25 protein-coding genes and 2 pseudogenes are annotated in these 26,054 nt (G+C 55.4%); 16 read left to right on the forward strand and 11 right to left on the reverse strand.

Annotation, left to right across the window (positions count from 1 at the left end; all coding sequences use genetic code 11):
* Positions 1-13 precede the first annotated feature (13 nt).
* Positions 14-670: a cupin gene (locus J4859_RS03390; RefSeq protein ID WP_212332850.1), complete on the forward strand. Its 657-nt coding sequence runs from the start codon at positions 14-16 to the stop codon at positions 668-670.
* A gap of 9 nt (positions 671-679) precedes the next feature.
* On the opposite strand, the gene J4859_RS03395 is transcribed toward J4859_RS03390, so the two are convergent.
* Entirely contained in the window at positions 680-1,384 is a 705-nt protein-coding gene (locus J4859_RS03395) for a Crp/Fnr family transcriptional regulator (RefSeq protein ID WP_212332851.1), read from the reverse strand.
* A gap of 150 nt (positions 1,385-1,534) precedes the next feature.
* On the opposite strand from J4859_RS03395, the gene J4859_RS03400 reads away from it, so the two are divergent.
* The 3 genes from J4859_RS03400 (at position 1,535) to J4859_RS03410 (ending at position 2,761) form a co-directional block, all read left to right on the forward strand.
* Positions 1,535-1,894: a DUF488 domain-containing protein gene (locus tag J4859_RS03400; RefSeq protein ID WP_256436906.1), complete on the forward strand. Its 360-nt coding sequence runs from the start codon at positions 1,535-1,537 to the stop codon at positions 1,892-1,894.
* Positions 1,895-2,043: 149 nt separating this feature from the next.
* Positions 2,044-2,565, forward strand: a complete 522-nt coding sequence (locus tag J4859_RS03405) for an aldo/keto reductase (protein WP_212332853.1) — start codon at positions 2,044-2,046, stop codon at positions 2,563-2,565.
* The gene (locus J4859_RS03410; RefSeq protein ID WP_212332855.1) at positions 2,510-2,761 is read left to right on the forward strand and encodes a hypothetical protein; all 252 of its coding nucleotides are present in this window, start codon (positions 2,510-2,512) and stop codon (positions 2,759-2,761) included. Before J4859_RS03405 ends, J4859_RS03410 begins: the two co-directional genes overlap by 56 nt.
* Before the next feature lie 574 nt (positions 2,762-3,335).
* Here the strand turns inward: J4859_RS03410 and J4859_RS03415 are convergent.
* Positions 3,336-3,506 carry a hypothetical protein gene (locus J4859_RS03415; RefSeq protein WP_212332857.1) on the reverse strand — a complete coding sequence of 57 codons (171 nt, stop codon included), beginning with the start codon at positions 3,504-3,506 and terminating at the stop codon, positions 3,336-3,338.
* 905 nt (positions 3,507-4,411) lie between these two features.
* Here J4859_RS03415 and J4859_RS03420 point away from each other — a divergent pair.
* Both J4859_RS03420 and J4859_RS03425 read left to right on the forward strand, forming a co-directional pair.
* Positions 4,412-5,053 (forward strand): TetR/AcrR family transcriptional regulator, encoded by a 642-nt coding sequence (locus J4859_RS03420; RefSeq protein ID WP_249113742.1) that lies wholly within the window; start codon positions 4,412-4,414, stop codon positions 5,051-5,053.
* Positions 5,053-9,831, forward strand: coding sequence for a 2-hydroxyacyl-CoA dehydratase (locus J4859_RS03425; protein ID WP_212332859.1), 4,779 nt, complete (start codon positions 5,053-5,055; stop codon positions 9,829-9,831). The genes J4859_RS03420 and J4859_RS03425 overlap by 1 nt, the downstream gene beginning before the upstream one ends.
* Positions 9,832-9,960: 129 nt before the next feature.
* Here the strand turns inward: J4859_RS03425 and J4859_RS03430 are convergent, their stop codons facing one another.
* Complete coding sequence (locus J4859_RS03430; RefSeq protein ID WP_212332864.1) at positions 9,961-11,058, reverse strand: glycerol dehydrogenase; 1,098 nt, start codon at positions 11,056-11,058, stop codon at positions 9,961-9,963.
* Between the two features lie 407 nt (positions 11,059-11,465).
* Between J4859_RS03430 and J4859_RS03435 the strand changes: the two genes are divergently transcribed.
* The 5 genes from J4859_RS03435 to J4859_RS03455 all read left to right on the forward strand — a co-directional run bounded on the left by J4859_RS03435 (position 11,466) and on the right by J4859_RS03455 (position 16,370).
* Positions 11,466-12,224 (forward strand): tyrosine-protein phosphatase, encoded by a 759-nt coding sequence (locus tag J4859_RS03435; RefSeq protein WP_212332865.1) that lies wholly within the window; start codon positions 11,466-11,468, stop codon positions 12,222-12,224.
* Between the two features lie 99 nt (positions 12,225-12,323).
* Positions 12,324-13,580, forward strand: coding sequence for a peptidase T (gene pepT / locus J4859_RS03440; RefSeq protein WP_212332866.1), 1,257 nt, complete (start codon positions 12,324-12,326; stop codon positions 13,578-13,580).
* Between the two features lie 366 nt (positions 13,581-13,946).
* On the forward strand, positions 13,947-14,504 hold the full coding sequence (locus tag J4859_RS03445; protein ID WP_212332867.1) for a hypothetical protein: 558 nt from the start codon (positions 13,947-13,949) through the stop codon (positions 14,502-14,504).
* Between the two features lie 546 nt (positions 14,505-15,050).
* Positions 15,051-15,380 carry an HAD family hydrolase gene (locus J4859_RS03450; RefSeq protein WP_249113743.1) on the forward strand — a complete coding sequence of 110 codons (330 nt, stop codon included), beginning with the start codon at positions 15,051-15,053 and terminating at the stop codon, positions 15,378-15,380.
* Between the two features lie 72 nt (positions 15,381-15,452).
* Entirely contained in the window at positions 15,453-16,370 is a 918-nt protein-coding gene (locus J4859_RS03455) for an HAD-IIB family hydrolase (protein WP_212332875.1), read from the forward strand.
* Positions 16,371-16,454: 84 nt separating this feature from the next.
* Here J4859_RS03455 and pepF read toward each other — a convergent pair whose 3' ends face one another.
* Positions 16,455-18,272 carry an oligoendopeptidase F gene (pepF, locus tag J4859_RS03460; protein WP_212332878.1) on the reverse strand — a complete coding sequence of 606 codons (1,818 nt, stop codon included), beginning with the start codon at positions 18,270-18,272 and terminating at the stop codon, positions 16,455-16,457.
* Between the two features lie 797 nt (positions 18,273-19,069).
* Between pepF and J4859_RS15975 the strand changes: the two are divergent.
* From J4859_RS15975 to J4859_RS03475, 5 genes and pseudogenes are all read left to right on the forward strand, one after another.
* Positions 19,070-19,248 (forward strand): annotated as a pseudogene (locus J4859_RS15975) (transposase); the annotation flags it as partial.
* A gap of 481 nt (positions 19,249-19,729) precedes the next feature.
* The gene (locus J4859_RS03465; RefSeq protein WP_212332880.1) at positions 19,730-20,074 is read left to right on the forward strand and encodes a hypothetical protein; all 345 of its coding nucleotides are present in this window, start codon (positions 19,730-19,732) and stop codon (positions 20,072-20,074) included.
* Between the two features lie 850 nt (positions 20,075-20,924).
* A pseudogene (locus J4859_RS15985) lies at positions 20,925-21,065 on the forward strand (IS30 family transposase); the annotation flags it as partial.
* Between the two features lie 649 nt (positions 21,066-21,714).
* Positions 21,715-22,266, forward strand: coding sequence for an SDR family NAD(P)-dependent oxidoreductase (locus J4859_RS03470; RefSeq protein ID WP_212332881.1), 552 nt, complete (start codon positions 21,715-21,717; stop codon positions 22,264-22,266).
* A 230-nt stretch (positions 22,267-22,496) separates the two neighbouring features.
* A complete protein-coding gene (locus J4859_RS03475; protein WP_212332882.1) occupies positions 22,497-23,558 on the forward strand; it encodes a Gfo/Idh/MocA family protein in 1,062 nt (353 codons plus the stop codon).
* Between the two features lie 2 nt (positions 23,559-23,560).
* On the opposite strand, the gene J4859_RS03480 is transcribed toward J4859_RS03475, so the two are convergent.
* The 7 genes from J4859_RS03480 to J4859_RS16710 form a co-directional block, all read right to left on the reverse strand.
* The gene (locus tag J4859_RS03480; protein ID WP_212332883.1) at positions 23,561-24,178 is read right to left on the reverse strand and encodes a glycerol-3-phosphate acyltransferase; all 618 of its coding nucleotides are present in this window, start codon (positions 24,176-24,178) and stop codon (positions 23,561-23,563) included.
* A gap of 61 nt (positions 24,179-24,239) precedes the next feature.
* A complete protein-coding gene (locus J4859_RS03485) occupies positions 24,240-24,392 on the reverse strand; it encodes a hypothetical protein (RefSeq protein ID WP_212332884.1) in 153 nt (50 codons plus the stop codon).
* A 138-nt stretch (positions 24,393-24,530) separates the two neighbouring features.
* Positions 24,531-24,677 carry a hypothetical protein gene (locus J4859_RS03490; protein WP_212332885.1) on the reverse strand — a complete coding sequence of 49 codons (147 nt, stop codon included), beginning with the start codon at positions 24,675-24,677 and terminating at the stop codon, positions 24,531-24,533.
* Between the two features lie 9 nt (positions 24,678-24,686).
* Positions 24,687-24,935 carry a transposase gene (locus tag J4859_RS03495; protein ID WP_212332887.1) on the reverse strand — a complete coding sequence of 83 codons (249 nt, stop codon included), beginning with the start codon at positions 24,933-24,935 and terminating at the stop codon, positions 24,687-24,689.
* Complete coding sequence (locus J4859_RS03500) at positions 24,901-25,407, reverse strand: transposase (RefSeq protein ID WP_249113853.1); 507 nt, start codon at positions 25,405-25,407, stop codon at positions 24,901-24,903. Before J4859_RS03500 ends, J4859_RS03495 begins: the two co-directional genes overlap by 35 nt.
* 118 nt (positions 25,408-25,525) lie before the next feature.
* Complete coding sequence (locus J4859_RS17450) at positions 25,526-25,708, reverse strand: transposase family protein (protein WP_371812166.1); 183 nt, start codon at positions 25,706-25,708, stop codon at positions 25,526-25,528.
* A gap of 12 nt (positions 25,709-25,720) precedes the next feature.
* On the reverse strand, positions 25,721-25,849 hold the full coding sequence (locus tag J4859_RS16710; protein ID WP_256436813.1) for a hypothetical protein: 129 nt from the start codon (positions 25,847-25,849) through the stop codon (positions 25,721-25,723).
* Positions 25,850-26,054: the final 205 nt, after the last annotated feature.

Raw genomic sequence — 26,054 nt, forward strand, 5'->3', positions numbered from 1 at the left:
AAGGAGATACACGATGAGTGTCGAAGCAGGCAAGGTATTCAGTGTTGTTAAGGACAATCCTTGGGTGGAGGGCTGCACGCTCTCCTCTGAGGTAATGAAAACTGCGGCCGGTGAGGTGCAAGTCTTTTCACTTGCCCCGCATACCCGTATCAGCCCTGAGAGCTATGCAAACACGAGGCTCTGGTATGTGGAATCAGGCACGTTTGATGTGGAACGCACAGATAAGCAGGCATTTCAAGTTCACACCGGGGAGCTCTATGCGGTTCCGTTGGATGAGCCGATCGGCATCACGACCGAGGAAGGCTGCATCTACCTTGAGTTGAGTTTTCCGAAGGGCTCCGTCTCAGAGTTGAAGTTCGAGCGGGGGAGTGCGGTGAAGCTGGCCTCCCACCTTCCGTATCAGCAAGGCAAGATCATCAACATGGATCTTATGCAGGCGAAGGGTGCCCACTTTGCGCTGATGAGCTTCTTTGAGGATACCGCCCTCTCAGAACATGCCGCGCCGGGGAGGGCGTTGGTGTTTGACGTTGCTGGTTCGACGACGATCACCTACAACGGGACACCTCACAAGCTGACCGCCGGCGAGCACTTTATCTTCGACAAAGGTGGCAAGCATGTGGTCCATGCAGACACGGATTATACGATGGCTCTCTTGATCCTCGATGACTGAGGGTAGTCCCTACGCCTGCCGGTAGGGCGGCGTCAGCAAGTGAAAATGGTTCTTCTGGTAGTCGATCACGCCCTGTTTCTTGAGTTTCGAAAGCTCATTGGACAGGGCGGATCGCTCTGCATTGAGGTAGTCCGCGAGCTGTTGGCGGTCGTAGGGGATATCGAAATAGGCGGAATGCTGCCGCTGTGATTCTGCCGAGAGATAGGTCAGGATCTTGTCCTTCAAAGTGTGCTGCGTCACGTAGGTCAGCTTCTTGTTGAGTAGCAGATTTTTGCGGGCGAGTAGCGACACGATATTGGAAATCAAGCGTGCATGGAAGGGGCAGGACGAAGTGCACATGTGGAGCGCCTTGTTCAGGTCCAAAAATATCACGCTTGTTTCCTCGCCGGTCACGACGCTCACAAAGGCAGTGGTCTGCGGTACAGCCGCAAAGCTCTCCCCAAAGGCATTGCCTGGCAAGAGGGCGGAGATAATATGGCGGTCGCCCCAGTAGTCGTAGCGCTCGATGTGGGCGCTCCCTGAGAGGATAACCCCGAATTTGGTGATTGTGTCACCCATACGAAAGATGTATTCACCTTTGCCGTAGGTACGCCTCTCTGCCTTCAGGCAGGAGAGCAATGCCTTGAGCTCGCTGCGATTGATCCCATGGAAGAGAGGGGAGGACAGTAGTATGTGCACATCGTCTTCGCGCTGCTCCGGATGTAGTTCTCCCATTGCGATGCCCTTCTCTCTGAGTTTGTTGTGTTGGCAACATAATTGAGTGTATGTCTATCCTAAAGTTTGAAGCGGACAATGCAAAGGGGACATGATGCAGAACATATTCATCATGAGCGCCTATGAGATGAGTGGGAGTTCTTCGGCAAGCTGCAGGGGGTGAAGGCGGGTCTGGTGTTGGACGTACGCCTGCGCAACAGCAATCAGCTTTGTGGATTCACCAAGCAGGAGGATTTGGAGTATTTTGCAGAGACCATCAGCCGGGCCCATTATGTCTACGATCCGATCTTTGCCTCGGCCTCTGAGCTTCTGGACGGGTATCGGAAGCATGAGCTGGATTGGGACGGCTTTAAGGAGGGCTATCTCACAGTGCTGCAGGAGCGTGATGCCCTGCAGCACTTCAAGGATGCTTGCTCAAAGTATTCAAGCATTGCGCTCTTAGGTGCAGGAGCCAAGAAGCGTCACTCCCACACTGAGATCCTATTGGAGCTCTCAGGCGGGAAGAAATAAGGCAGATCTACTATACATGCCGTGCACAGTAGGCTCTGGTTTTTGTATTGTACAAATTGCCTGAGAGTATAGGTGTTGAGAAGAAAAGCCTAGCCCAAGTAGGTATACATCATGGGGTACACAAAACTAGCCAACGGTCTTGAGGGTCGGTGCTCGGCTACGGAGCCTTCCAGATCGGAAACGATGAGACAAAGCACTGCGTCCAGGATGCTCCGGATAGCGGCTGCCGTCTGATCGACACCGCTCAGGCCTACGGCAATGAGGAAAGCGTCGGCGAGGGCATCAAAGAGTTCGGCGTCAACCGCGACGATATCTTCCTCATCGATAGGGTATGGATCACCAACTACGGTGAGGGCAATGTCTACGATTCCATCAAGGAGTCCCTCAAGAAGCTCGGCACCGACTACATCGATCTGGTGCTTCTGCACCAGGCGTACAGCGACTACCATGCCGCTTGGAGAGATATGGAGTGCGCTTACAAAGCGGGTCTCGTTCGCTCGATCGGTGTCTTCAACTTTCCGCCGGTCCGCCTCGCAGGCATCTGTGCCTTCTTTGACATAGCACCGATGGTCAACCAGGTTGAAACCCACGTGTTCTGGCGGCAGAAGCCGGCGCATGGGAAACATGGAGCGTCTGGGTGTACGGCACATATCCTGGAGTCCGTTTGCTGAGGGAACCAACAACTTTTTCAAGAATCCGACGCTGATCGAGAGTGGCAAGGCTTACAGCAAGAGTGTTGGCCAGGTTGTACTGCGTTGCCTGATTGATTCCAATGTGGCCGTTATTCCGAAGTCTACGCACAAGGCCTGTATCCAGGAGGACATCAACGTTTTTGATTTCGATCTGATTGACGATAAGAAAAAGTAGATTGCAGCTTTCGCCGGTGGCAAGCCCCTGATCTTTGATCACTCTGACTCAGAGTTCATTGGCAAGTTCCTGAAGAGCGTTAAGGACGCAATGTAGGTTTCACTTCGAATATCTCGATACCTTGAGTGATAGGGCAAGGACTTGGCCCGTACTCTTCTCGATAGAGGCTAAACCCGCACAACTGATGATGAGGTTGGAAGTGCGATATGTCGGATACAGTAGATGCGCAACAATACATTCGATTGGCGCCACGTGCCACTCCGTTACAGGACTATGAGGCAAGCGCTCGCAGGCAGTTCTCGAAAATGGCTGAGTGTTTGCATCACAGTTAGGTCTGTCGAACTGTAAGCGGCTTAGGCAACTTCGGCTGCAGTGTGGCTGTCGCGGCGATGCCGGAGAGAGCGGCACATGCACAAGGCACATCCCATGCAGGAGCTCCATACATGCATCGTTGTAGCCCCTGTGGCTGTACCTCTAGCTGAAAAAGTTCGCATACGACTGTGTGTGCGTCTTCGGAAGGCTATGGAATGTGCTACAGACATATGCCTTGATATTCGAGATGAGCCTGCAGACCTCAGGGAAGCGATGCATCACCGTCGAAGCTGTCACACTCCTTCTGGGCGAGCCTGCAGAAGGAGGAGAGCCCGACCGATATCCCCTTCATGCGTCCGCTCCTATCCTCGACCTGCCAGAAGTCCCCTGAGCAGTCCTTAGCCCAGCGGATTGACGCAGGCGCCCTGTCCATCGCAGCGAGCATGGGCTGCTGCTTTGTGCCGTATCCCCCTGTGCCTTTTGCCCTGGCTTCTATATAGGAGACGTCCACCTCGAGTGTGTCAGCTGAGAGGACATCGAGTACACTTCAATCTCGCTATGGCGCAGCAGCAAGGACGCTGTCCTGTAGCTGTGGCCTATCTGGCGCTTGAGCACATGTGCTCGTGTTCAGCCGCTTTGGTGTGCCATGAGGCAGAAGGCCACAAACCACGTCCTGAAGGCAGGTGGGTGTTTTCCATCATCGTGTCCGCAGTGAGGCTGAAGCCGGTGTTAAATATCTCGTGCACTACCATATGTATGTGCATGCCCGTACACCTTCTGAGCAGCTGGTCCCTTTGCAGGCCGGACAGGCAAAGCTTCAGGGGAACTTCTTTCCCAAAAGCCTTTTTCGCACGACTCCTCTCCTTGATACCTCTCTGTGAGGTTCATGAGCGTTTCTCCCTGCGCTTGCATTCCTTCAGGCTCAAGCCCGCCTGTATGCCCTTTGGCTATGTCTTTCTCTGCTTTGACGGATGTATCACTTTGCATCCATATCGTACAGTGCAGGGGTGACAGGAAGTGTTGGGACTGTGCCGGAAGTGCTTAGCCATTAGTGCACACAATAAAGTATTTGGTGACTCTATCAGGGCACGACAGGCTGAGCACGTGATGGGGCTCCGGCCATATTGAGGTTTTATGCAGAGGGCTTGAAGAGAATTGACAATCTGAGATTTCTTGAATATATTTCACACGGTGTGAAATAATACTCACAGTGTGAAAGAACTATTCGACCAAGGAGAGGAGGCCTGCTTGAGAGAGCTTTCCGCTCTAACAGATGAGATTGGCGCACCTTCGACAGCGGTGACGAGCAAACATCAGGCCCGGCCCGATCGCAGAAGCGTGAGAACACGGCAAGCGCTGCGCGACGCGTTGGCGCGCCAGATCGAGGAGACAGGGGATCTTGCGCAGGTAACAGTTACCAGGGTGACTGGCACGGCCGGCGTGACACGCCGTACGTTCTACTCCCACTTCCGGGATATCTCCGATCTCGTGAATTCGATTGAGGAGGATACCCTGGCGGATATCACCGTCCTTGTGCACGCATTGGCGCAGACGGATCTCGATCGGCTCCAGGAAGCGATCAGAAACTTCGAGCCCTGTCCGGGTGCCGTCGATATCCTGACCTATTTCCTGCAGCGCAAGAGTTATCTTCCGGCACTGTTGGGTGATGGGGGAGATCCGGGCTTCGTCGAGAAGATCAAACGCGTGGTCTTCAATACGGTCAAGGACCGCGCCTCCGAAGGGCTTCACGTGCCACTGCCATCTCAGATCTTTGAGTACTACCTCATCTTTGCAATTTCGGCTGAGGTGGGTGTCCTGCTCAGATGGCTCTCTTCGGGCATGCGGGAGTCTCCGCACGATATGGCCTGTGTCATGACTATTTTGATGTTCGTCCGTCCAGGCGATCTGTACGGTAAAAAGATTGACTTTTCAATTCCGGGAATACACGATGCATCCCCAAGCACAAAGGAGATGGAGTGATGACAGAAAATATAGCAGCTGAGCGCAATGCTCGCTACGCTATGCCGCTCGTCCAGGAAGAGGCTGAGCTGAAGCCAAAGAGCCGCGTTGACTTCCGTCATGCGCAGCTGCGTCTCGGTATCGACGTCGGCTCCACGACCGTCAAGCTGGCAGTCCTCGACCAGAACGACCATCTGGTCTACGCCAATTATGAGCGCCACCACACTGACATTAAGGCAACCGCAGTACAGGTCTTCCGCAAGGCACAGAAGGTCTTGAGGGACGCCGTGATGCGCGTTTCGATCACTGGTTCCGGCGGTATGCTCCTGGCTAAGTGGCTGGGTGTCGAGTTCGTGCAGGAGGTCATCGCTTCCAAGCGCGCGGTTGAGACACTGATTCCGGAGACCGATGCCGCAATCGAGCTCGGCGGCGAGGACGCAAAGATCATATACTTCGACAACGGTATCGAGCAACGCATGAACGGTACCTGCGCCGGCGGCACCGGTGCCTTCATCGACCAGATGGCCTCGCTGATGGAGACTGATGCACAAGGCTTGAATACGTTGGCCAAGGGTGCCAAGAACATCTACCCGATTGCGAGCCGCTGCGGCGTCTTTGCTAAGTCGGATGTGCAGCCGCTCCTGAATGAAGGTGCAGCGCGTGAGGACGTTGCGGCCTCCATCTTCCAGGCCGTCGCGAACCAGACCATCTCCGGTCTGGCCTGCGGCCACCCGATCCGTGGCTATGTCGCCTTCTTGGGTGGACCTCTACAGTATCTCTCTGAGCTCAGAAAGCGCTTCTATGTGACGCTTAAGCTCGATAAGGAACACAGGATTGTCCCGAAGAACGCCCACCTCTTTGTCGCCTGCGGCGCAGCGCTTGCCGGTGAGACCGACAAGCGCGTCACCTTCCAGGAGCTGATCGACCAGCTCGAGAGCCTGAGGGACGTTCAGGGCTCCGAGGTTGCCCGTCTGGATCCGCTCTTCAAGACCAAGAAGGATTATCAGGAGTTCAAGTCCCGCCACGACCAGCAGGTCGTGCCGAAGGGCAAGCTTGAGAACTACCATGGCCGTGTCTTTATCGGTATCGATGCTGGCTCCACAACCATGAAAGCCGCTATCGTCGGTGAAGACGGCAAGCTGCTCTACACCTGGTACGGCAACAACAACGGCGATGTCTTGGGTACCGCCCGCACAATCATGGACGATATCTACGACCATCTGCCTGAAGACTGCACAATTGGCCACGTGACCACCACCGGCTACGGCGAGGGCATCCTGATCGAGGCCCTGCAGGCCGACGATGGTGAGATCGAGACCGTGGCGCACCTGCGTGGCGCTAAGGCTTTTGTCCCGGATGTCAACTTTATCCTCGATATCGGTGGCCAGGACATGAAGTGCCTGCAGGTCCACAACGGCGTCATTGAGCACATCGCGCTGAACGAGTCCTGCTCCTCCGGCTGCGGTTCCTTTATCGCGAACTTCGCAGATTCCATGGGCATGACGGTCCAGGAATTCGCGCAGGCCGCACTCAAAGGCAAGCGCCCAGTGGACCTCGGCAGCCGCTGCACGGTCTTTATGAACTCTCGCGTCAAGCAGGCGCAGAAGGAAGGCGCTACGATCGGCGATGTCGCCGCAGGCCTCTCCTACTCCGTCATTAAGAACGCACTCTTCAAAGTCATCAAGCTGCGTGACTACGACCAGATCGGCAAGTACATCGTGGTCCAGGGCGGCACCTTTATGAGTGACGCGACGCTGCGCGCCTTCGAACTTCTGACCGGCCGCAACGTGATCCGTCCGGATATCGCGGGCGACATGGGCGCTTACGGCGCCGCACTGCTCGCGCGTGACCGTGCGGGTAAGGATGGGGTGTCCACGATCCTCTCCCGTGAGGAAGTCGATAACCTGACCGTCAAGCACATGAACGTCCACTGCGGACGCTGCTCTAACCACTGCCTGCTCACAGTGAACATCTTCAACAACGGTCGCCGCTTTATCACGGGCAACCGCTGCGAGAAGGGCTCCGGCAAGCCGCTGAAGGAGCAGAGCGACGCCCCGAACCTGTTCGACTACAAGAACCATCTGCTCTTTGACCGTGAGTGCCTTGACCCGACGACCGCACCGCGCGGCACGGTTGGAATCCCCCGCGCACTCAACATGTACGAGAACTATCCGTTCTGGCATGCGTTCTTCACGACGCTCGGCTTCTCAGTGATCCTGTCTGACAAGACCACGAGGAAGACCTACGAGGCTGGTACGGAGTCGATGCCGTCTGAATCGGTGTGCTACCCGGCAAAGCTCTCCCACGGCCACATCATGAACCTTCTTGAGAAGGATCCTGACTTCATCTGGATGCCCTGCATCCGCTGGGAGCGTCAGGAGGACGACGGTGCGACCAACCACTACAACTGCCCGATCGTGATGAGCTATCCACAGTCGCTGGGCCTCAACATCGACGAGCTCTCTGATCCAAAGGTCGAATACCTCGACCCGTTCATCCCGTACGATAAGAAGGATGAGCTGAAGCGTAGACTCTACGATATCATCTCCGTCCAGCGTGAGAAGGACGCTGCTGCCGGCCATGGTCGCTTTAAAGGTCCGCACATCACGCGCAAGGAGATCGACCATGCTGTCAACGTCGCCTGGCAGGCAGATATCGATTTCAAGAACAGTATGCACCGCGCCGGTGACAAGACCTTAAGGTGGATCGAGGATCACGATGCTCACGGCATCGTCCTTGCAGGCCGTCCGTACCACAACGACGGCGAGATCAACCACGCAATTCCGGAGATGCTGCACGGCTTTGGCTTTGCAGTCTTGACTGAGGACTCCGTGGCCCACAAGGTGAAGCCTGAGCGCCCGATCCGCGTGATCGACCAATGGATGTTCCACTCCCGTCTGTACCGTGCCGCCCGCTTCGTCGCTGAGCGTAACGACCTCGACCTGATCCAGCTCCAGAGCTTCGGCTGTGGCCTCGATGCACTGACGACCGACGAGGTCCAGGAGATTCTGGAAGCCTCCGGCAAGATCTACACGGTCTTGAAGATCGACGAGGTCTCCAACCTGGGTGCCGCCCGCATCCGTGTCCGCTCACTCATGGCGGCACTGAAAGAGCAGCGTGCGCAGCTTGAGCGTGAAAACGAGGAGGGCAGGCTTCACGAGATCACCCCGATCGACGTTCACAGTGCGGATGGCTCACTGGAGAAGACGCGTAACACCGATCTGTCCAAACGTCCGCCGGTCTACCGTCCGTCCAAGTCTGCCGCCTTCCACAAGGTACACTACACCAAGGCGATGCAGGATCAGCGCTACACGATCCTGGCGCCGCAGATGTCACCGATGCACTTCGAGATCTGCGAGGCAGTGCTGCGCGCGGAGGGCTACAACGTCGTGCTGCTCCCGGGCGTCGACCACAAGGCAGTGGACATTGGCCTGAAGTACGTCAACAACGACATCTGCTACCCCTCAATTCTGGTCACCGGCCAGATCATGGAGGCTATCCTTTCAGGCAACTATGACCTGAAGCGTACCGCAGTACTCATCAGCCAGACTGGCGGTGGCTGCAGGGCTACCAACTACATCGCCCTGATCCGTAAGGCGTTGAAGGATTCTGGCCATGCGGACATCCCGGTCATCTCACTGACCGCTGCAACGAACCTGGACGAGGATAACCCGGGATTCAAGATCTTTAGGAATCCGCGTCTGCTCATCAAGGCCGTCTATGCGCTGCTCTACGGTGACTTACTGATGCAGTGCACCTACCGTGTGCGCCCGTACGAAGCTCAGAAGGGTTCCACAGACAAGCTCTATGACACCTATATGGACCGTGCGGAGATGCAGATTGCCCACGATGCGTCCTCAAAGCACTTCTATAAGCTCTGCGAGGATACGATCCGTGACTTCGATACGCTCCCGCTGGTGAACGACCGTCAGAAGCCGCGTGTCGGCGTCGTCGGGGAGATCCTGGTCAAGTTCCATCCGACTGCGAACAATCAGGTGGTCCGCCAGATCGAGGCAGAGGGCTGCGAAGCCAATGTCCCAGGACTTGTCGACTTCTTCCTGTTTGGTCTGTCCAACCAGATCAATATGAATCAGGAGCTTGGCACGAAGGCAACCGCGCGTATGACGCACAAGGCTGGCATCGACGTGATCGAAGGCATGAGAAAGCCGATCAACGAGATGCTCGCAAAGTCCGAGCGCTTTGAGCCCTATGGCTCCATCTGGGGCTTGGCTGGCAAGGCGAAGAAGGTGCTCTCTCTGTGCAACACGATGGGTGAGGGCTGGCTTCTGACCGCCGAGATGTGCGATCTGATCGAGTCCGGCACCCCGAACATCGTCGTGTGCTCACCGTTTGCGTGCCTGCCAAACCATGTGGTCGGCAAGTCTGTGATCAAGCGCCTGCGTCAGATGCATCCTGAGAGCAACATCGTCGCGGTCGACTACGACCCGGGTGCTTCTGAGGTGAACCAGCTCAACCGTATCAAGCTGATGATCTCCGTGGCTAAGGAGAACTTCAAGAACGGCCACGACAAGAGGTTCACGCTGAGGAATCCGGATGGGCCGACTGAGAAGTTTAGGTTTGCGACAGCTGGCAACAAGCACATCCGCCGTCCGGGTGAGCTGCAGGATTCTTTCGTCCGTGAGGGACCAGCAGGCGGTGCGGACTATGCCGAGTTCGGTGAGAGAACCGACGCCGACGGCGGTAAGACCTATGGCTACGGTGAGGGTGCCATCCACCTCACGAAAGAGCAACTTGAGAAGATCAGGGAAGCTCAGGAAGAGGCTGGTGTCCTAAAGTAGTGACCTAGGCTTACGCACATATCCGTATATAGATAAGGCCGGCTCGCTTGTACGTAAGCGAGCCGGCCTTTGCTATAGTGTGTGAAAAACAACTCGGCAGTCGTTCATGCCTGTCGAGTTTATCATCAACTACTGAGCGTTGTTGAGCGCCTTGTGGCCGAGGGCATCTGCTGCGAGCATTGCATTGGCGACAGCGTCCGGGGTGACCTCAAACGGCATGTTGTGTAGGGTGTCGTTGTCTGCACAGGCAAGCCTGGCGACCTCAAGGATACGGTCGTAGCTCGCATCAGTGACGCCGAGCTGCTTGAAGGTGACCGGAAGCCCCACTGCAACATCGAAGGAGAGGACCTGGTCGAGCTCAGGCGCATCTTCGAGGACCAACTGAGAGATGGTGCCAAAGGCGACTTTCTCACCATGATACATCCCATGCGTCTCAGGAAGTGCGGTCATCCCGTTGTGGATCGCATGGGCGCCGGCTAAACCTGCAGACTCAAAGCCCAGACCGGAGAGCAGGGTGTTGGTCTCAATGATGGTCTCGACGGCCTCCGAGCGGGCTCCTGCCTCGAGTGCGGTCTTCGCTTTGAGACCATCCCGCATCAAGTTGTCAAAGCAGAGTTTTGCGAGTCCCAGGGCTGCCGTGGTAGTGTGGCCACCGTTGCAGGTGATTGCGTCGGAGCGCTTGCAGGCGCGGGCCTCAAAGTAGGTGGCAAGGGCATCACCCATACCGGAGACGGTGAGTCTGAGTGGGCTCTTCGCAATGACCTCAGTGTCCATCAGGACGAGGTTCGGGTTCTGCTTGAAGTACTGGTACTCCTTAAACTGTCCTTCCGGAGTGTAGATGACCGAGAGTGCAGAGCAGGGGGCGTCGGTGGCGGCGATAGTGGGAACTACGACGACCGGGATGTCCTGCGCTGCCGCGACCGCTTTAGCGGAATCGCAGATCTTGCCACCGCCGATACCGACGATCACATCGCAGTTGCTCGTGTAGGCAAGCCCGGAGAGCCGGTCGATCTCATCCTGGGAGCACTCGCCGCCGAACTGGTCGACCACCGGTTTGATCTGAGCCTCGTCGAAGCTCGCTTTCAGGATGTCGGCGAAACGTTTGACGCCGCCCTTCGAGATAATCACCAGTGGGGTTGTACCGTAGGCCTCAACGTACGAGCCGAGGTTTTTGAGCTCACCGGATCCCTGAACGTACTTGCCAGGGCTGATAAACACACGTGCCATACCATCGTTCCTTTCTGCTGGATCATCGTCGATTCTAGTATAATCGTATCGTATGTAATATAAAAATAAATCAAAAGAAACTAATTATGGTTGTTAAATGACATCTTTACGGTTGTAGTGTGACGTCGCCGGAGCTCAGAATCAGCGGGTGATGCTCCAAAAAGATTGATTAATAATCTTTGTAAAAAATCAAGAAAAATTGTAGGAGTGATTGGAAATTCTCTCTGAACGGTATATGATAAGCCGTGTTTACAGTACAGGCCGTAAACAGTGAGAACCAACAGAACGTTCTCACGTACTTTGTTAAGGCTACGGAGGAATAGGTAGCCGATAGTTTCTTTTTTTGAGCGCAGAGTCGCTCCATGTTCACCCTTTTTGTATAACCGAAAAATTGAGAGGATTGTATTATGGCTAAGGCAGCAGAACTCAACTGGCAACGTCTACCGCTGGAGGGCGCCTGCAACGTTCGCGATTTGGGTGGCTATCCCGTTGGTATCCGGCAGACCAAGTGGCATGCTTTTTTACGTGGCGACAATCTGAGCCATCTGACTGAGGACGATGAGCAGTTCCTGTATGACTACGGGGTGCGTACCGTTATAGACTTACGATCTGATGAAGAGGTCAAACGAGAGCCTGACCAACTGGTTACGCGACCGGACCTGAGCTTCATTCACGTGGCGCTGGGCCAGACTGACTACTCTGATACCGAAGTGTTAAACGAGCTGCAGAAGAAGGTTCTGTCTCAGGGTTTTAAGATTGAGTCTGTCTACGACGATATCTTCGATAACACCAAAGCGTTGCGCGCGATCTTCCGTTCGATCGCAATGGAGCCTGAGGACACCGCGATCCTGTTCCACTGCAACGCGGGCAAAGACCGCTCCGGTATCATCGCAATGCTCCTGCTGATGCTTGCGGGCGTCTCCCGTGAGGACTGCATCGGCAACTATATCCTGTCCTATTCCAACATCTATGAGTCAAAAGAGGGGAAGGCCGAACTTGACCGCGCGCCTGAGGAGGTCCATGAGCTCGTGTATCTGATGCAGAACACGCTCGGTGGCTACATCTACGATACGATCGAGGCCCTCGGCGGCGCCCGTACCTTCCTGGAGGAGAAGTGCAATGTCTCCGACAAAGAGGTTGGTCGTGTAAAGCAGCGTCTGCTTTAGACGCTCATTGCTCGCGGTCGCGTGGCTTGGTATGGTGGGAAGGGTGAAATCATTTTTGATTGATTCGCTCTCCACCGTATCGATGTAAGGGGGCCGCTAGTGGCTCAAACAGGATATTCCGACGTCGTAGAACGCTTTTTGCGTATTGTCCAGATACCTTCACAGTCCGATGAATCCAATGCGGAGGTAACCCCTTCGACGAAGGCTCAGCACGCAATGGCCCAGGCACTCTACGAGGATCTGAAAAAGCTGGGCTGCGAGGATGCTACCGTCGATGAACACGCGTATGTCACTGCTTCATTCTCCGCTTCAAAGGGGGCAGAGGATCTGCCAGCACTCGGCTTGATCTCTCACATTGACACCTCACCGGATGCCCCTGCAGACCATATCCATCCGCACATCGTGCACTATGAGGGTGGGGATCTCGTTGCCGGTACCGCTAACGGGAAGGCGGTTGTCACCACACCAAAGCAGGTCCCCGACCTCGCGCAGTTTGTGGGTCAGGACATCATCTGCTCGGATGGCTCGACACTGCTGTCTGCAGACGATAAGGCGGGAGTTGCAGAGATCTGCTCACTGCTGCACCGGCTGTCTCAGAATCCTGAGCTGCCGCATCCGACCCTTAAGATCGCCTTTGTGCCGGATGAGGAGATTGGGCATGGAGCTTCTCTGCTGGATTTAAAGAAGTTCGGCGCAAAGTGGGCCTACACTGTGGACGGTGAAGCGCTCGGCGAGTTCAATTACGAGACCTTCAACGCTTCTGAAGCCCTTGTCGATATCACTGGTGTGATGGTCCATCCGGGTTCCGCTAAGGACGTAATGGTCAACGCAATCACAGTGGCCGGTGAGTTTGATGCGCTGGTACCGCAGGCGGAGCGTCCGGAGCACACCGAGGGGCATGAAGGCTTTTACCATCCGCTGGCAGTGAATGGCACTGCGGCACATGTCCGTCTCACATATATTGTGCGTGACCACAGCGAGCGGAAGTTTGCGGCGCGTGAGCAGACCTTATGGGATATCGCAGCCTTCCTGAATAAACGCTACGGTGCGGATACGGTCAAGATCACGATCAAAGAGCAATACAAGAACATGGCGGCTTACCTCAAAGGTCAAGATTTCCTGATCAACAATGCCCTCGAGTCTAACCGTGAGGCAGGCATCGATCCTCAGGTCGTTGCGGTGCGCGGCGGCACTGACGGCTCGCAGCTCTCGGCGCGAGGACTTCCGTGCCCCAATATCGCGACGGGCGGTTACAATGCGCACTCGGTGAGGGAGTTCATCCCATTGAAGTCGCTGGAGAAGACTGTCGACGTATTGACAAACCTGGTAGCAAAGTTTGCTAAGCCGCAACAGTAATATATCTGTCCCAGACATTGTTGTGATCGAATCTTGCGAAGAGCATCGGGAAGGCAGCCGATTGCGGTTGCCTTTTGCCTAATCAGGGAAAATGCCAGTAGAGAGTAATCAAAATAGACGCTTTATACACCCGAATGTGACGATTACGCTTATATGGACGCCTAAACCTATGTATACACGCACTTTTTGGCCGTTTACGGAAATATTTGTTGCGGGTACAGCCTGTTGTGCATAATGGTTACTTAATTGAGCTTCTACAAGCAAAAAAGGCTATTTACGGGGCATTTTGAGTGCTCGACAGTGTCGAGCACCTTGTCGAGTAGAGCTCAACGGGAAAAGATATATTCACGATATAGAGTTAAGAAGTTGATTTTTGTGGGCTTTGGTTATCAATTTCTGATTGTTGCGGGGATTCCTGTGGCCGCGGTATTGGTGGACTGCCTTGCATCTGCTGCTGTCTCTGAGCGTCACCATACGCACCATGATACCTATCAGGCTCCTGCCAGTCTCTTTCACAGTCTTGTTATCATTATGGTCGCTATGGGCATCCTGGGTATTGCGGTTAGCATCATGCTCGGCGGTATGAATCTGATGAGCTACTATGAGTCGGTCATGATGTTCTTTGTGGTGTTTGAGATCGTCCTCTTCGCCTTTTGGTTTGGCATCCGTCGCTATGCGGTCGCGACCTATAGCGACTACATGCGGGTTATACCGTTCGTTGGCAAGACCGTGATGATCCCGTACAAAGACATCACGGCGCTCAGATGGACCGCCTCCCATTCGCTTCTCAGAGATCGCAACCTTCACATCTTTGTAGGAGACAAGGAAGTAGCCTCACTGTGGAATGCGATCGATATTGACCAGATCCTAGGCACGATCGACAGAGACGATGTGCTGCAGATCCTCGGTGCTTGGGCCTGGTAGCGCTGCTACACTGAACAACAGAAAACCTCTGACAGGGTTCGCGCTGAGGTGGCGCGAACCTTTTCTTTACTGTGATGAATATCGTTACAACAATCAGTGAGGCTGTATCTCAGGATCAAGCTTGTAGTGAGTTAAACGACACGCTGCTGCCGATCGGGCAGTACACATTCTCTCCCTTAGCGATGGAGGGCATCCGGGCCCTGCAGCGGGAAGGCATTGCCTCTGTCGCAGGTATCGACAGAGGCAGGGAGAGCTGCGGCAGTTTTTCGACGGCTCGGCTGCACCGAGCAGTGCTGTCCGTACCGACGGACAGCAGATCTGGCTTCAAGGACAGCTGATCTTCAACAGAACCATTCCACTCCCCGATGTGCAGGCACTCTCGGAGGCGTTAGAGCCACATAACTCCCACACATATCTGATTGCCTTCAGTGAGGACTATCATGGCTCTATCAGGCAGGGCGGCTATCTCTGAACGGACAAAAGGTAGGGCAGGACACGAGCATCGTCGAGGCCTTTACCGATACTGTCTATTCCAAGTCGGGGATTTTGCTCAACACGGATGCACAGCGTGATGAGATCCTCAAGGCAGTAGTACCTGCGGTCCCGCACTTCGATTTGGTACCACAGCCTCCCGGATGGGCCGATGTGATTATCAAAGGCATCGGCAAGGGTTCCGGAACCCGCATGCTGATGGAGCAACTGGGCGTGAATCCGGATGAGGCATTGGTATTCGGGGACGCCGAGAATGACCTCACGATGCCCCAAGCGGTGGGTAGATCGGTTGCGGTTGCCAATGCAATCTTCCACAGTGAAAGCCCATACCCGCTATCATATAGGGCGTGCAGAGGACGGTGCGGTGGGAAAGGCCTTCCATAAGCTTGCTGAGGCTACCGCCCATGGAACCCTACCTGACTTTATGCGCGACTGACGACTGTTAGGGAACAGGCAATGATCGAACTCGTTGTAACGGATCTCGACGACACTTTAGTGGCCCGGGATAAGCTCATCGCCTCAAAACGATGCTTACACTCGATCCATCAGATGCTCGATGCAGGGGTGGTTTGCGGACCGGCAACGGGGCGGGATATTTCCCATGTGAGCTACCTGTATCGGTTCGACAAAGCCTGCTATCAGACGGCCATTGTCGCTAACGGGATGCGTGTGTACTACAACGGGGAAGGGGTCCTCACCAAAGAGCTTGACCGTGAAGGTATGCGCAAGGCGGATGATGTGGTGAGCCAGGACGAACGCGCCTGCATTCTGGCGTATCAGGCGGACAACCGCTCCTGGGCTTCCGGCACGACGGTCGATGAGATGGTTGAGCACCACATGGGGCACCTGAGAAATTGTTCCGGTGTCGATCGGTACAATCCCGATACCTTCTCGCTGGTCAAAGCCAACGTGCAATTCGACGGACCGCTGGAAGATCAAAATGAGCTGATGGAGGCGCTGCAACAGGCGTGTCCTGAGCTCTCTTTCTCCTGTCCAGTCGGCGGCATTATCGATATCACCGCACACGGTTGGGACAAAGGGGAAGCGGCGCTCTGGCTTGCCCACTATCTCGGTATTGCCGACGCCGAGATCGCAGCCTTCGGGGATGCAGGCAATGACTATCAGATGATCAAGAAAGTCCCCAACTCGGTTGCTGTAGCCAACGCCTTCGACGAGATCATCGATACCGCGCGCTGGCACATCGGGTTCGCAGAGGATGACGCAGTGGCAACTGCCTTTGAGGACATTGCGCAGGCAGCACAGGAACAGCGTATGCCGAAGTTTATGAGCACAGAGGAGAACGAGAAGTATCTCAAACTGGCGCACCAGATCAAGACCGTAGTACCGTCGGTGAGATGTCGGGATAAGCAGTAGCCTTAAAACAACAGATCAGTAACCAAAACGAGGGCTGCAGGAACACTCCCGCAGCCCTCGTGTCAGACGTGTGAGGTGTTTCGCTTAGAGCAGCTTGTTGAGTTCCTTGACAAGTTTGTCGAACTCTTCAAGCGCGGAATCCACAGCCTTGCCTGAGGCCATGTCAACACCCGCTCCACGGAGCAGTTCGATCGGGGTTTTGGAGCAGCCACCGGAGAGGAAGTTCAGGTAGTCGTCGACTGCCGGCTTACCTTCGGTCAGGATACGGTTGGAGAGTGCCACCGCAGCGGCGAAGCTCGTCGCATAAACGTAGACGTAGTAGTTGTAGTAGAAGTGTGGGATGCGTGCCCACTCGAGCTCGATCTCTGAGCTGTCCTCAAAGGCTGGACCGTAGTAGAACTCGTTGAGTTTGGCGTAGAGGCGGTTCATATCCTCTGCACCGGTACCCTCGTTGTTTGCGCAGGCTTTGTTGATGTCACGCTCAAACTCGGCGAAGAGGGTCTGACGATAGAGGGAGCTCTTGAAGTTCTCACAGAACTCGTTGATCAGATAGGTACGCTCTGCTTTGTCATCTGTCTGATTCAGCAGGTAATGCGTAAGGAGGCATTCGTTGGTCGTGGAAGCTACCTCAGCGACGAACATCGCGTAGTTCCGATAGCGAACAGGCTGGTTCTTGTGGGAGAGCCAGGTCTGCATCGAGTGACCCATCTCATGGCAGAGGGTGGAAACGTCTTCCAGTGTGCCTTGGAAGTTCAGCAGGATCAGCGGGTTAGCGCCTGAGCCGTCTGCAGAGTAAGCGCCGCTGTGCTTGCCGGGGGTCTCAAAGACGTCGATCCAGCGGCTTGCGACACCGTGCTTAACGGTGTTGACGTAATCCTCACCCAAAGGAGTGAGCGCCTTATACATGAGCTCACAAGCCTCCTCATAGGAGTATCTGCGGTTGATATCTGGCACCAGTGGGGTGTAGATATCCCAGTAGTGCAGGTGATCGACGCCCATAACGCGCTTTCTCAGCTCAACATAGTCATGCAGGGGCTGAATGCGGTTGTGGACGGAGTCGATCAGATTGTCGTAGACCTCGACCGGCACTTCGGTGGGGGTGAGGGAGGCCTCCAGAGAATTGCTGTAGTGGCGAGCCTGCGCGAAGAATTTCAAGGTTTGCATCTGTGCGGTGAGGACCGCAGCTGCGGTGTTTTTCACGCTACCGTAGACGCCATACACCGAGTGGAAAGCGTTCTCACGCAGTGTTCTATCCGGTGACTTTTCAAGCAACGGCACAAAGCTACCGTGCGTCACATGGTGGGTGTTGCCCTCGCTGTCTTTGACATCCGGGAAGGAGAGGTCTGCGTCATTGAGCATCGAGAAGATCGTGTTCGGCTGTGACTCCAGAACGTCTGCCTGTGCGAGCAACTGCTCCTCGTCCGGCTCTAGGGTGTGAGCTTTGAGTGCTCTCATACGATCCAGTGCGAGCTTGTAGAGCTTGAGGCCCTCAGTCTCGTTGTACCAGGTGTCGAGTTGTTCGTCGCTGACAGCGAGAAGAGCGGGCTGGAACCAGGCGTTGGCAGCTTCGATTTTGGCTTCGAGGTCGTTCATCTGTGTCAACACGGTCTGCCACTGGCTGTTGCGGGTATCCTGGTCAGCTTTGCAGGTGCTATAGTTCCAGAGCTTACTGAGCTCAACCGTTTCCTCATCGTCGAACTTCATGTAGGCGAGGAGGTTCGCCCCAGAGGTGAAGGCTTTGTCCTTCCAAGCGGCGTACGCTTCTGGGATTGATTGTACATCCTTGAGCGCCTGTTTGAAGTCGTCGTCGGTTTTATAGAGTCCCGTGAGGTTCCAGGTGTATTGCTCGGGGATCTCATCTCTCGAGGAATACGGAGGGACTTTATTCTCTGTATCTGCCATATGCTCCCTTTCTCAGAGATTTTCAGAATACAGAGTTCAGTATGGCACAGATGGAATGAGTATAGGGACGCCTCCGTCGTATGGGCAGCCCCCATACTCTGGGCCCTGTCTCACATCCAAGGGTGATGAAAGATCCATGAGAGATTTTTGTACAAGCCAGAAACATTTCATGTTGCAGCATCGACAGGATGCAAAAGGTTGTTTCAAGTCCTCTGAAACCGATATCTCCCTTAGTTGCCAAAAATGGACGCTCCTATAGGGAAACGATGATTGATTCGCCTCGATGAGGTCAGTGGGACCACACGCTGTATGCCACCGGCTCAAAATGTCTCGAACCACGCAGTGCCCATACCCACATAGATGCCTATCTGTCTTCTGGATATGGTATAGCTACATCCACGCATTCCTGCATATCCAAAAGGAAGATATGGGCAGATAGATGAGCTTTTAGGACCTTACATCCTAAGGTCTGAGGAGAAAGACCAGGCGAGAGGCACACCTGGAGCAAATGGATGCAATCGTTGTGTGGGATAGCTGGATTGCACTGGTGAAACCCAGCTACCACTGACAGGCTCTTGTCAGGCATGTGTGCGCTGCAAAGACGATGCTTTGAGATGTAGCCTGTTTAGGTAATGTTTGCTCTCTTAAGACGAGGGAACTTAAGGATGCTATCCTGGATTGCCACTCCTAGTAGCGCTTCTGTGCACGTAGACCTTATGCAGGCGCAGGTGCCGGATGCAACGACACTTGCGAAGATGCGCCATAGCCTTAAAGAGGCAGGGATCACGGCGCGCGGTGGCTCCATAGTGGATGCGACCTTCACCTGGGCCTTAAAGCTTCACAAAGAACAAAGACCATGCACGCGACCCTTAAAGCGCACCAGTCCAAGAAAAGGGGAGCCTGGCGTATCGGATACAAGGCGCATATTGGCGTAGACGCCGGTAGCGGCCTTGTGCACGGTGTGGAGACGAGCGCTTAGAATGTATCTGACATATCCTGTGGCACATGCACTCGTGAGGGAAGATGACAGGTTCTGCTATGCAGACTTTAGGCTATAGAGGTATAGCGAAGCGCCCTTAAGGACGGTGGATCAGCATTCTAAGTGCAACAGGATGGCCTGCTGAATGCAAGCGTGGCACACTCCGGAAGGCTACGATGTTGGTTGTCTCAATCAACGTCGAAAGCTAAAAGGAATGTGCCACTACACACATCTTAGCCTACAGGAGAGGAACTGCATAGCCGAGCTGCATGGCACAAGGGAAGGCCAATTGCCTATATCGCGGCAGAGATCGGCAGGGACAGCTCCAGCGTCTGCCACAAGCTCAAGAGGAACGGCTGGCACGGCCGCTTTAAGGCATGTACTGCCCAAAAGGAGGGCGGATGAGCGCCGCAGGAGATGCAGGGCGAAAAGGCGGCTTTCAGACCCTGCGCTTGCACAGAAGGTGCGCTTGCTCATCATGGACAGACACTGGTCCCTGGAGGAGATAGACTATATCTCAGGCTCGAGGGTGGCGGCAGGTGCGTCGTTGAGCCTGCCGACTATTCTTACCGGCAGGTCCGTAGCCGCCACGCTCGAGCTGCCGGGATCCGGCCCGCAAGGCCAGGTGCGGCGCCACCTGCGCAGGAAGGGGAAGCAGGTCTGCAGCAAGAGGCCTAAGACGAGGGGTAAGATCAGGATCTTACACAGCGTGGATGAGAGGCCCAAGCAGGCCGATGAGAGGTCTCGTCTCAGCGAGTGGGCAGACGACACACTCGTGGCAGCGAACCCGTGTGCCTGCTCGTGCTTGCCGACAGGGCAGTGAGGCTGCTTGGCCGCGAGAAGATGCCACCACGACAGCGGGAGCGTCTCTAAGGCCGAGGTCGGGCTTTTGCAGGGACGTCCCCTTAAGACGCTCACTTCCGGATAGGGGCAAGCAGCTCGCAGGGCATGCAGATGTCACAGATGCCCTTTGAGGCGTGCAGTTCTACTTCTGCGACCCTCACCATCTATGGCAGAAGCTAACAGTTAAGAACACCAACGGGCTCCTGCGGGAGTTCTTCCCCTAAGGGCAGCGACTTCGGCAAGGTCACAGACGAGGAGGTGCAGCATGCAGTGGAGCTGATCTGCGACAGGGCAAGGAAGGTCCTGAAATACAGGACAGCCAACGAGGTCTTTAGGGAGATGTTACACTCAGCTTGACAATCTGCCGACGCATAAAGACCCACACCTCTCATCTATGCGCTGGAGTGTCGCAAGGAAGCCTTCGACCATAAAGGGCCTTGCCTGTGCACTCTTGTCCGAGAAAGGCATCGAGTCCAGGAAGGCCTCCGGCCGCTCAAAGGCAGAAGCATCCCTTCCTTATCGTGAAGCGGCGCTTCTGCCCCTTAAGGAAGCGCTACTAGGGGATAGAGAAGATGCCTGCACACTCGAGTCTGCCTCGCCCTTGCAAACCTTACCCATGTGCATCTTTTGCCGGCAGGCTGCACCTCCCGGCTCCCAGAGTCGCTTGATCTGTCTTGGAGCCTTCTTGCGGTGCATGGGGCAGGACAGATGTAAGGATAGCGGCTCCTGCACGTGCTGGATGAGCATCCTTTTCTGCCTTCCCCGCATACCGGCCGCGAAAAGTCGTGTGGTCGGTCCCCTCAGGCACGTCATAGGGCATTAATCATCGTTTCCCTAAGGGCACCGACTTCGGCAAGGTTACGGACGAGGAGGTCCAGCATGCGGTGGAGCTGATCTGCGACAGGCCGAGGAAGGTCCTTGGATATAGGACAGCCAACGAGGTCTTTAGGGAGATGTTGCACTCAGCTTGACAATCTGCCGTCCGAAATATTGACACAGGTCATCACCCCCCCCACGGCAGTGCTTCGAGGGGCCTCTCCAGGAACAAGATCTGCATAGGCATCTCCGCCAATGTGCACGGGGCATCGCTTCATCTGGCCGATGAATGCGGGAAGACGAGTCGGAAGAGGACATGGGATGCCTTCGGTGGGTATATCGCGCAAGGCACCGTGCTCGTGTATGACAGGGAAAAGTTGTAAGGCATCCTCGCAGAGCGCTTGGGCCTTAGGAGTAAGATGCAGGGCGCTAAGGCATGCCGCAGGTTCCCCGACAGGGAGAATTCCTAGGACATGGTCAACCAGGAATGCAACCTACTCAAGAGTCTCCTGAGGTCCTACAGCGGCTTCAGGGCAGCCGACATCCAGAGGATGGCTCGACCTTTGATGAGTCTTCTGGAATGTCAGCGACACCATGGACGAGGAGGTCACTTGGATGCTGGGGTGCGCCATGTGCTGCCGAGAAGTGCTCAGATACAGGGACTTCTACGCAAGGCAGGTCATGTAGCCAGCACAGCTATGCAAATTGGGCTTGTTCTCGAGAAGGGCGCCAAGGTGGTTATTGCCGGACGTGACGAGGAGCGCGGTGCTAAAGCGTTTGAGGAATTGAAGGCAGTATCCCCGAATGGTTTCTTTTCACAGAACCGATGCCAGCGATCCTAAGCAAGCCAAGGACCTGATTGATTTTGCCGTGAAGACCTATGATTCCATCGATATCATATACAACAACACCGGTATCGACAGTGTCCATCCGGTTGACCAGATGGGTGACGATGACTTCAATAACGTTGTCAAGTACGCAGCCCAGCAGATGGAGCAACAGGACCATGGTGGGGCTATTGTGAGTACCTCATCGATCGAGGGATCTGTTGGTGATCCGAATCTGCCTTCCTACAACGCTTCTAAGGGCGGCGTAAACCTGCTGACGCAATCCGTCGCCTTGACGCTTGCCGAGTATAACATCCGTGTGAACGCCGTGAACCCCGGCTATGTCTATAGTGGCGCGGTGAACGGGGAAACCAAGGGTAAGGAAGGCATGGAGCGTTTGGCCGCTTTGCATCCACTTGGTCGGCTCGGTAAGCCTGAAGAGATTGCCCACGGCGTTATGTTTCTCGTCGAGAACGAATTCACCACCGGTACGCACCTCTATATTGACGGCGGCTATCTTGCCCAGTAATCCACCGACGAAGTAATGCGGTTGAATCGCATGGATTCCATCTCGTATTGAAGGGCCTCCCATTTTGAATAGATGGGAGGCCTTTCTGGTATGAGGTGCCTCAGAATCCGGAGGTTGTGCCCTCCGTATGGGCAGCGTCCAATTTAGCCGATTTGCTGTAACACTCTGCCTTGCTTCGTGGGTATGCTGAAAGTAACCATAGATATCTCTTGAATGAAAGGACCTAAAGGATGGCGAAAGTGAGAGTCGCGACAATCGGCAGAAGTCACATTACAGAGCTCTTTTTGGATGCGCTGTCTCAGGTGGAGAAGGCTACATATGCCGCAGCATATTCGCGCAAGCTTGAAGATGCAAAAGCCTTTGCGGAGGCACATGGTGTCTCCCTCTGGTTTGATTCCCTCGATGATCTGGCAGAATCGGATGAGGTAGACGCCGTCTACATCGCGACGCCGAACGGGCTGCATGCCAAACAGGCAAAACAGATGATTGAAGCTGGCAAGCACGTTCTGGTGGAGAAGTCCTTTGCGGCAAACCAGAAGCTCGGACAGGAGCTCATTGACCTTGCCCGTGAAAAGCATGTCGTGGCCCTTGAAGCGGCACGCAACACCTTTGGCCCAGGACCGGAGAAGCTCCAGGAGCTGATCGAGCGTGTGGGAACTCCGAGAAAGGGCACCATCCGCTTCTCGAAGATTACCTCACGTATTGCAAAGCTGAAGGCGGGGGAGGGTGTCAACATCTTCGATCCGTACATGGCAGCAGGCTCACTGATGGATATCGGCGTTTATCCACTTGAAGAGGTGATGCAGCTCTTCGGTAAGCCTGAATCAGTCAAAGCGAGTGCGCTTACCCACAAGGTGGAGCCAAAATGCGACAACGATCCGTATACACTGATTGATCTTGCGGGAGAGGCGATCCTAACCTATCCGTTATTCCTTATTGATATTTCCTACGGCAAGGTGTCCAACGATTATCTCTCCTCACAGCTTGAAGGCGATGCCGGTACGCTTTTGTGGGATGAGGCATCATTGCCGTACAAGTTCCGCTTTATCCCATATGTGAGCTCCGGTGAGGCCTTCGGTAGCCGGGGTAACGGTAAAGCTGAAGATATTAATCTCGAGGTACCAAAGAACGATATGGTCTTTGAAGTACAGGTCTTTGCCAACGCAGTACTGGGTGACAAAGAGAACGATAAGACAGTGTTTGAGCACCAGCAGAACACGCTCAATGTGCTTGCAGTATCTGATGAGATCCGCAGACAGATCGGTGTTAAGTTCCCACAAGACGACGAGTAACGCTAACGATGGAACTTTGATTTGACTGTCAGGGCAATGTGTGCTTTCGGTGTAGTACCGCTCTTGATCTCAAGGATCGCTGGGAGATGCTCTTCCAGCATAATGAGGGAGAGTGCCAGTGCGGCAAGCAGCGAAAGCACGTCTGTGCCCCGGATGAGCAGGATAATGAGATAGGAGACAGGAATCACCAGAGCCCCGACGCAGAGGTATTCAGAACCGAGCACCGTGGCAAAGCCGATAAGGCTGGCGATAGTTCCCCACACGGGGTCAGAGAAGATGATCGTCGAACAGGTTGTTGTGACCCCTTTGCCACCCTTGAAGTGGTGCCAAATCGGGAAGTTGTGGCCACAGGTCACGCCTAAGCCGGATACTAGCATCAGAGGAAGCGTGTGGCCGAAGAAAATCCAGGTGAGGGACATACCGAGCACAAACTTCAGGATGTCTCCCGCAAGTACGACGAGGGCCCATTTTGTGCCTAGTTCATGCCCCACGTTTGCCATGCCTGGATTGCCAACGCCTACGTCGAAGACGCTCTTGTGAACCACGTGACGGCAGACAACATCAGCGGTAAGGAAGTTACCGCAGGCATAACCGATCAAGAGTGCAATCACGTATTGCATGGCTACTCCTTTTGTATAACAGCTGACACACCCGGCAATAGAGTGGATGAGCTCATTTTACCTATACGGGGCAGACAAAGCCGCCGGAGACCTTCTCCTCGATAAGCCTCCCCTCGCACGACTCCTCGTCTGAGAACCTCTCCAAAAGGCCCATCAATGTCTCTTTGCTCTCGCATTCGCGCCTACTCAGAGCGCCTGCATGCCCCTTTACCATCTCTTTCTTTGCCCTCTCGGATGCATCAACCTTGTATCCTCATTGTACGGTTTGGAGGCGACAGGAACTCCTGCGGTTATGCTGGAGGTCCTCAGTCATTTTTAGAGTCTTCGGTAGTTTGTGTGGCCCGGAGCTCGGCTAGGCAGCCTTCGCCTTGTCTGCCCTCTCCTTGCTCCTCTTCCTGTCGCGTTCCCGGTCCTTCCGCTTGCGCTCGTCCCTCTTCCGCTTCTCCTCGGCCCTGTCCTCCCAGGGCAGCGCAGGCTGCAGGTCGGGGCAGCGCAGCATGATCAGCGCTCAGAGGTTGTCAGTGTTGCAAAATCCGTATCCGCTGGCTATGGTGACCTTGATCTTGTTGTTGATGCTCTCGACGCGCCCGTTGCCGGTTCCGAGCTCGACGGCGGCTATCACGTCAGCACGCCTGCGCCTCACCTTCTTCTCGACTGCGACGACGGGCGCGATCCTGCAGTATGCGGTGGCCTTCAGCCAGCTGTCGTGCAGCCCTTGTGCCTCATGCGCATCCTTTGCGCGGAAGATGGCCCTCAAGATCCTCCTTGAGCGTCCATGCACGTGCAAGATGGCCCTCTGCGCGCTTCAGCTCTAAGAGCCGCTCCCTCTGCCGCGCGCTCAGGTCCTTAGGGGTTCTTCGCGAGCGCATAGCTGCTCCCCTTAATGCGAAAGGCATCCGCCGAGAGGCTGCGCGCACGCTCCCTGAGCTCCCCGGTACGTGCTGCGCCCTGGGCTCGGCGGCCCTCGCCTGCCTGTCTGCCTGGCGCGCTGCCTGCCATTCGTCGCGCCTCACCCGCTCGAGCACATCGTTTATCCATTCGACCACATGGAAGGGGTCCATGACCCATCTTGCATTGGGGCAGCGACGCCAGAGTAGCTCTTCTATCCACTTCGCTGCGTCTGCCGTGACGACCTCGATCGAGCTTTTCTGCTCGCGCGTAAGCCCGTCCAGGAAAAGCGACAGCACCTCCTTGCCGTATCCCTCCTGTGCCCAAACGAGGCATCCCAGATCATGGTCGACAACGGCCGTGAGGTATCTGTGGCCCTTCTTGTAGCTCGTCTTGTCTTATGCCTTTGTGCCTCAGGCCGTCGATGTGGCCCTGTCCGCGTGCAGCCTCGATCTCCTCCTACACCCGCCTGCAGATGCCGCCCACGCTCTTCCACTCGATCCTGGCCAGCCTTGCAGTCCATAAGAGCGGGCTGTGAACAGCGAGGCACGCCACCCACTCCTTAAAGTCGCGGGTGACCCTCGATGCCGCCCTTGCCCATGGCACCCTCTCCTCATGCACGCCGTGCTCGGGGCAGCTCACGCGTGCGGGGCGCTACTTAAGGTAGCACCTCGAGGAGGCGAGCTCCATCGCCCTCCACCGCCTCGCCGGCACGTGGTCGTGGCAGCTGCAGCGGCGCCCGCACACCGGGCACCTCAGCTGCTCGCGCCTGTGCGGCCTCACCCGCACGACTATCGAGTCCCCCTTATCGCGGCCCCCACCACGACAGTCTTCACAAGCGACAGGACGTAGTGCAGAATCGTTCCCATACGCCTGCCTCCCTTTGCATCGGATGCATTTGACGAAGTGAAATCCTTTGGGAAAACGGCGCGGGGCGGCCCCTCGCGCGGCCGTTCGTCTTGAGACTGCGTGTTTTCTGCATGCGAGC

It is taken from the genome of Atopobium sp. oral taxon 416 (assembly GCF_018128285.1).
Lineage (GTDB): Bacteria > Actinomycetota > Coriobacteriia > Coriobacteriales > Atopobiaceae > Olsenella_L.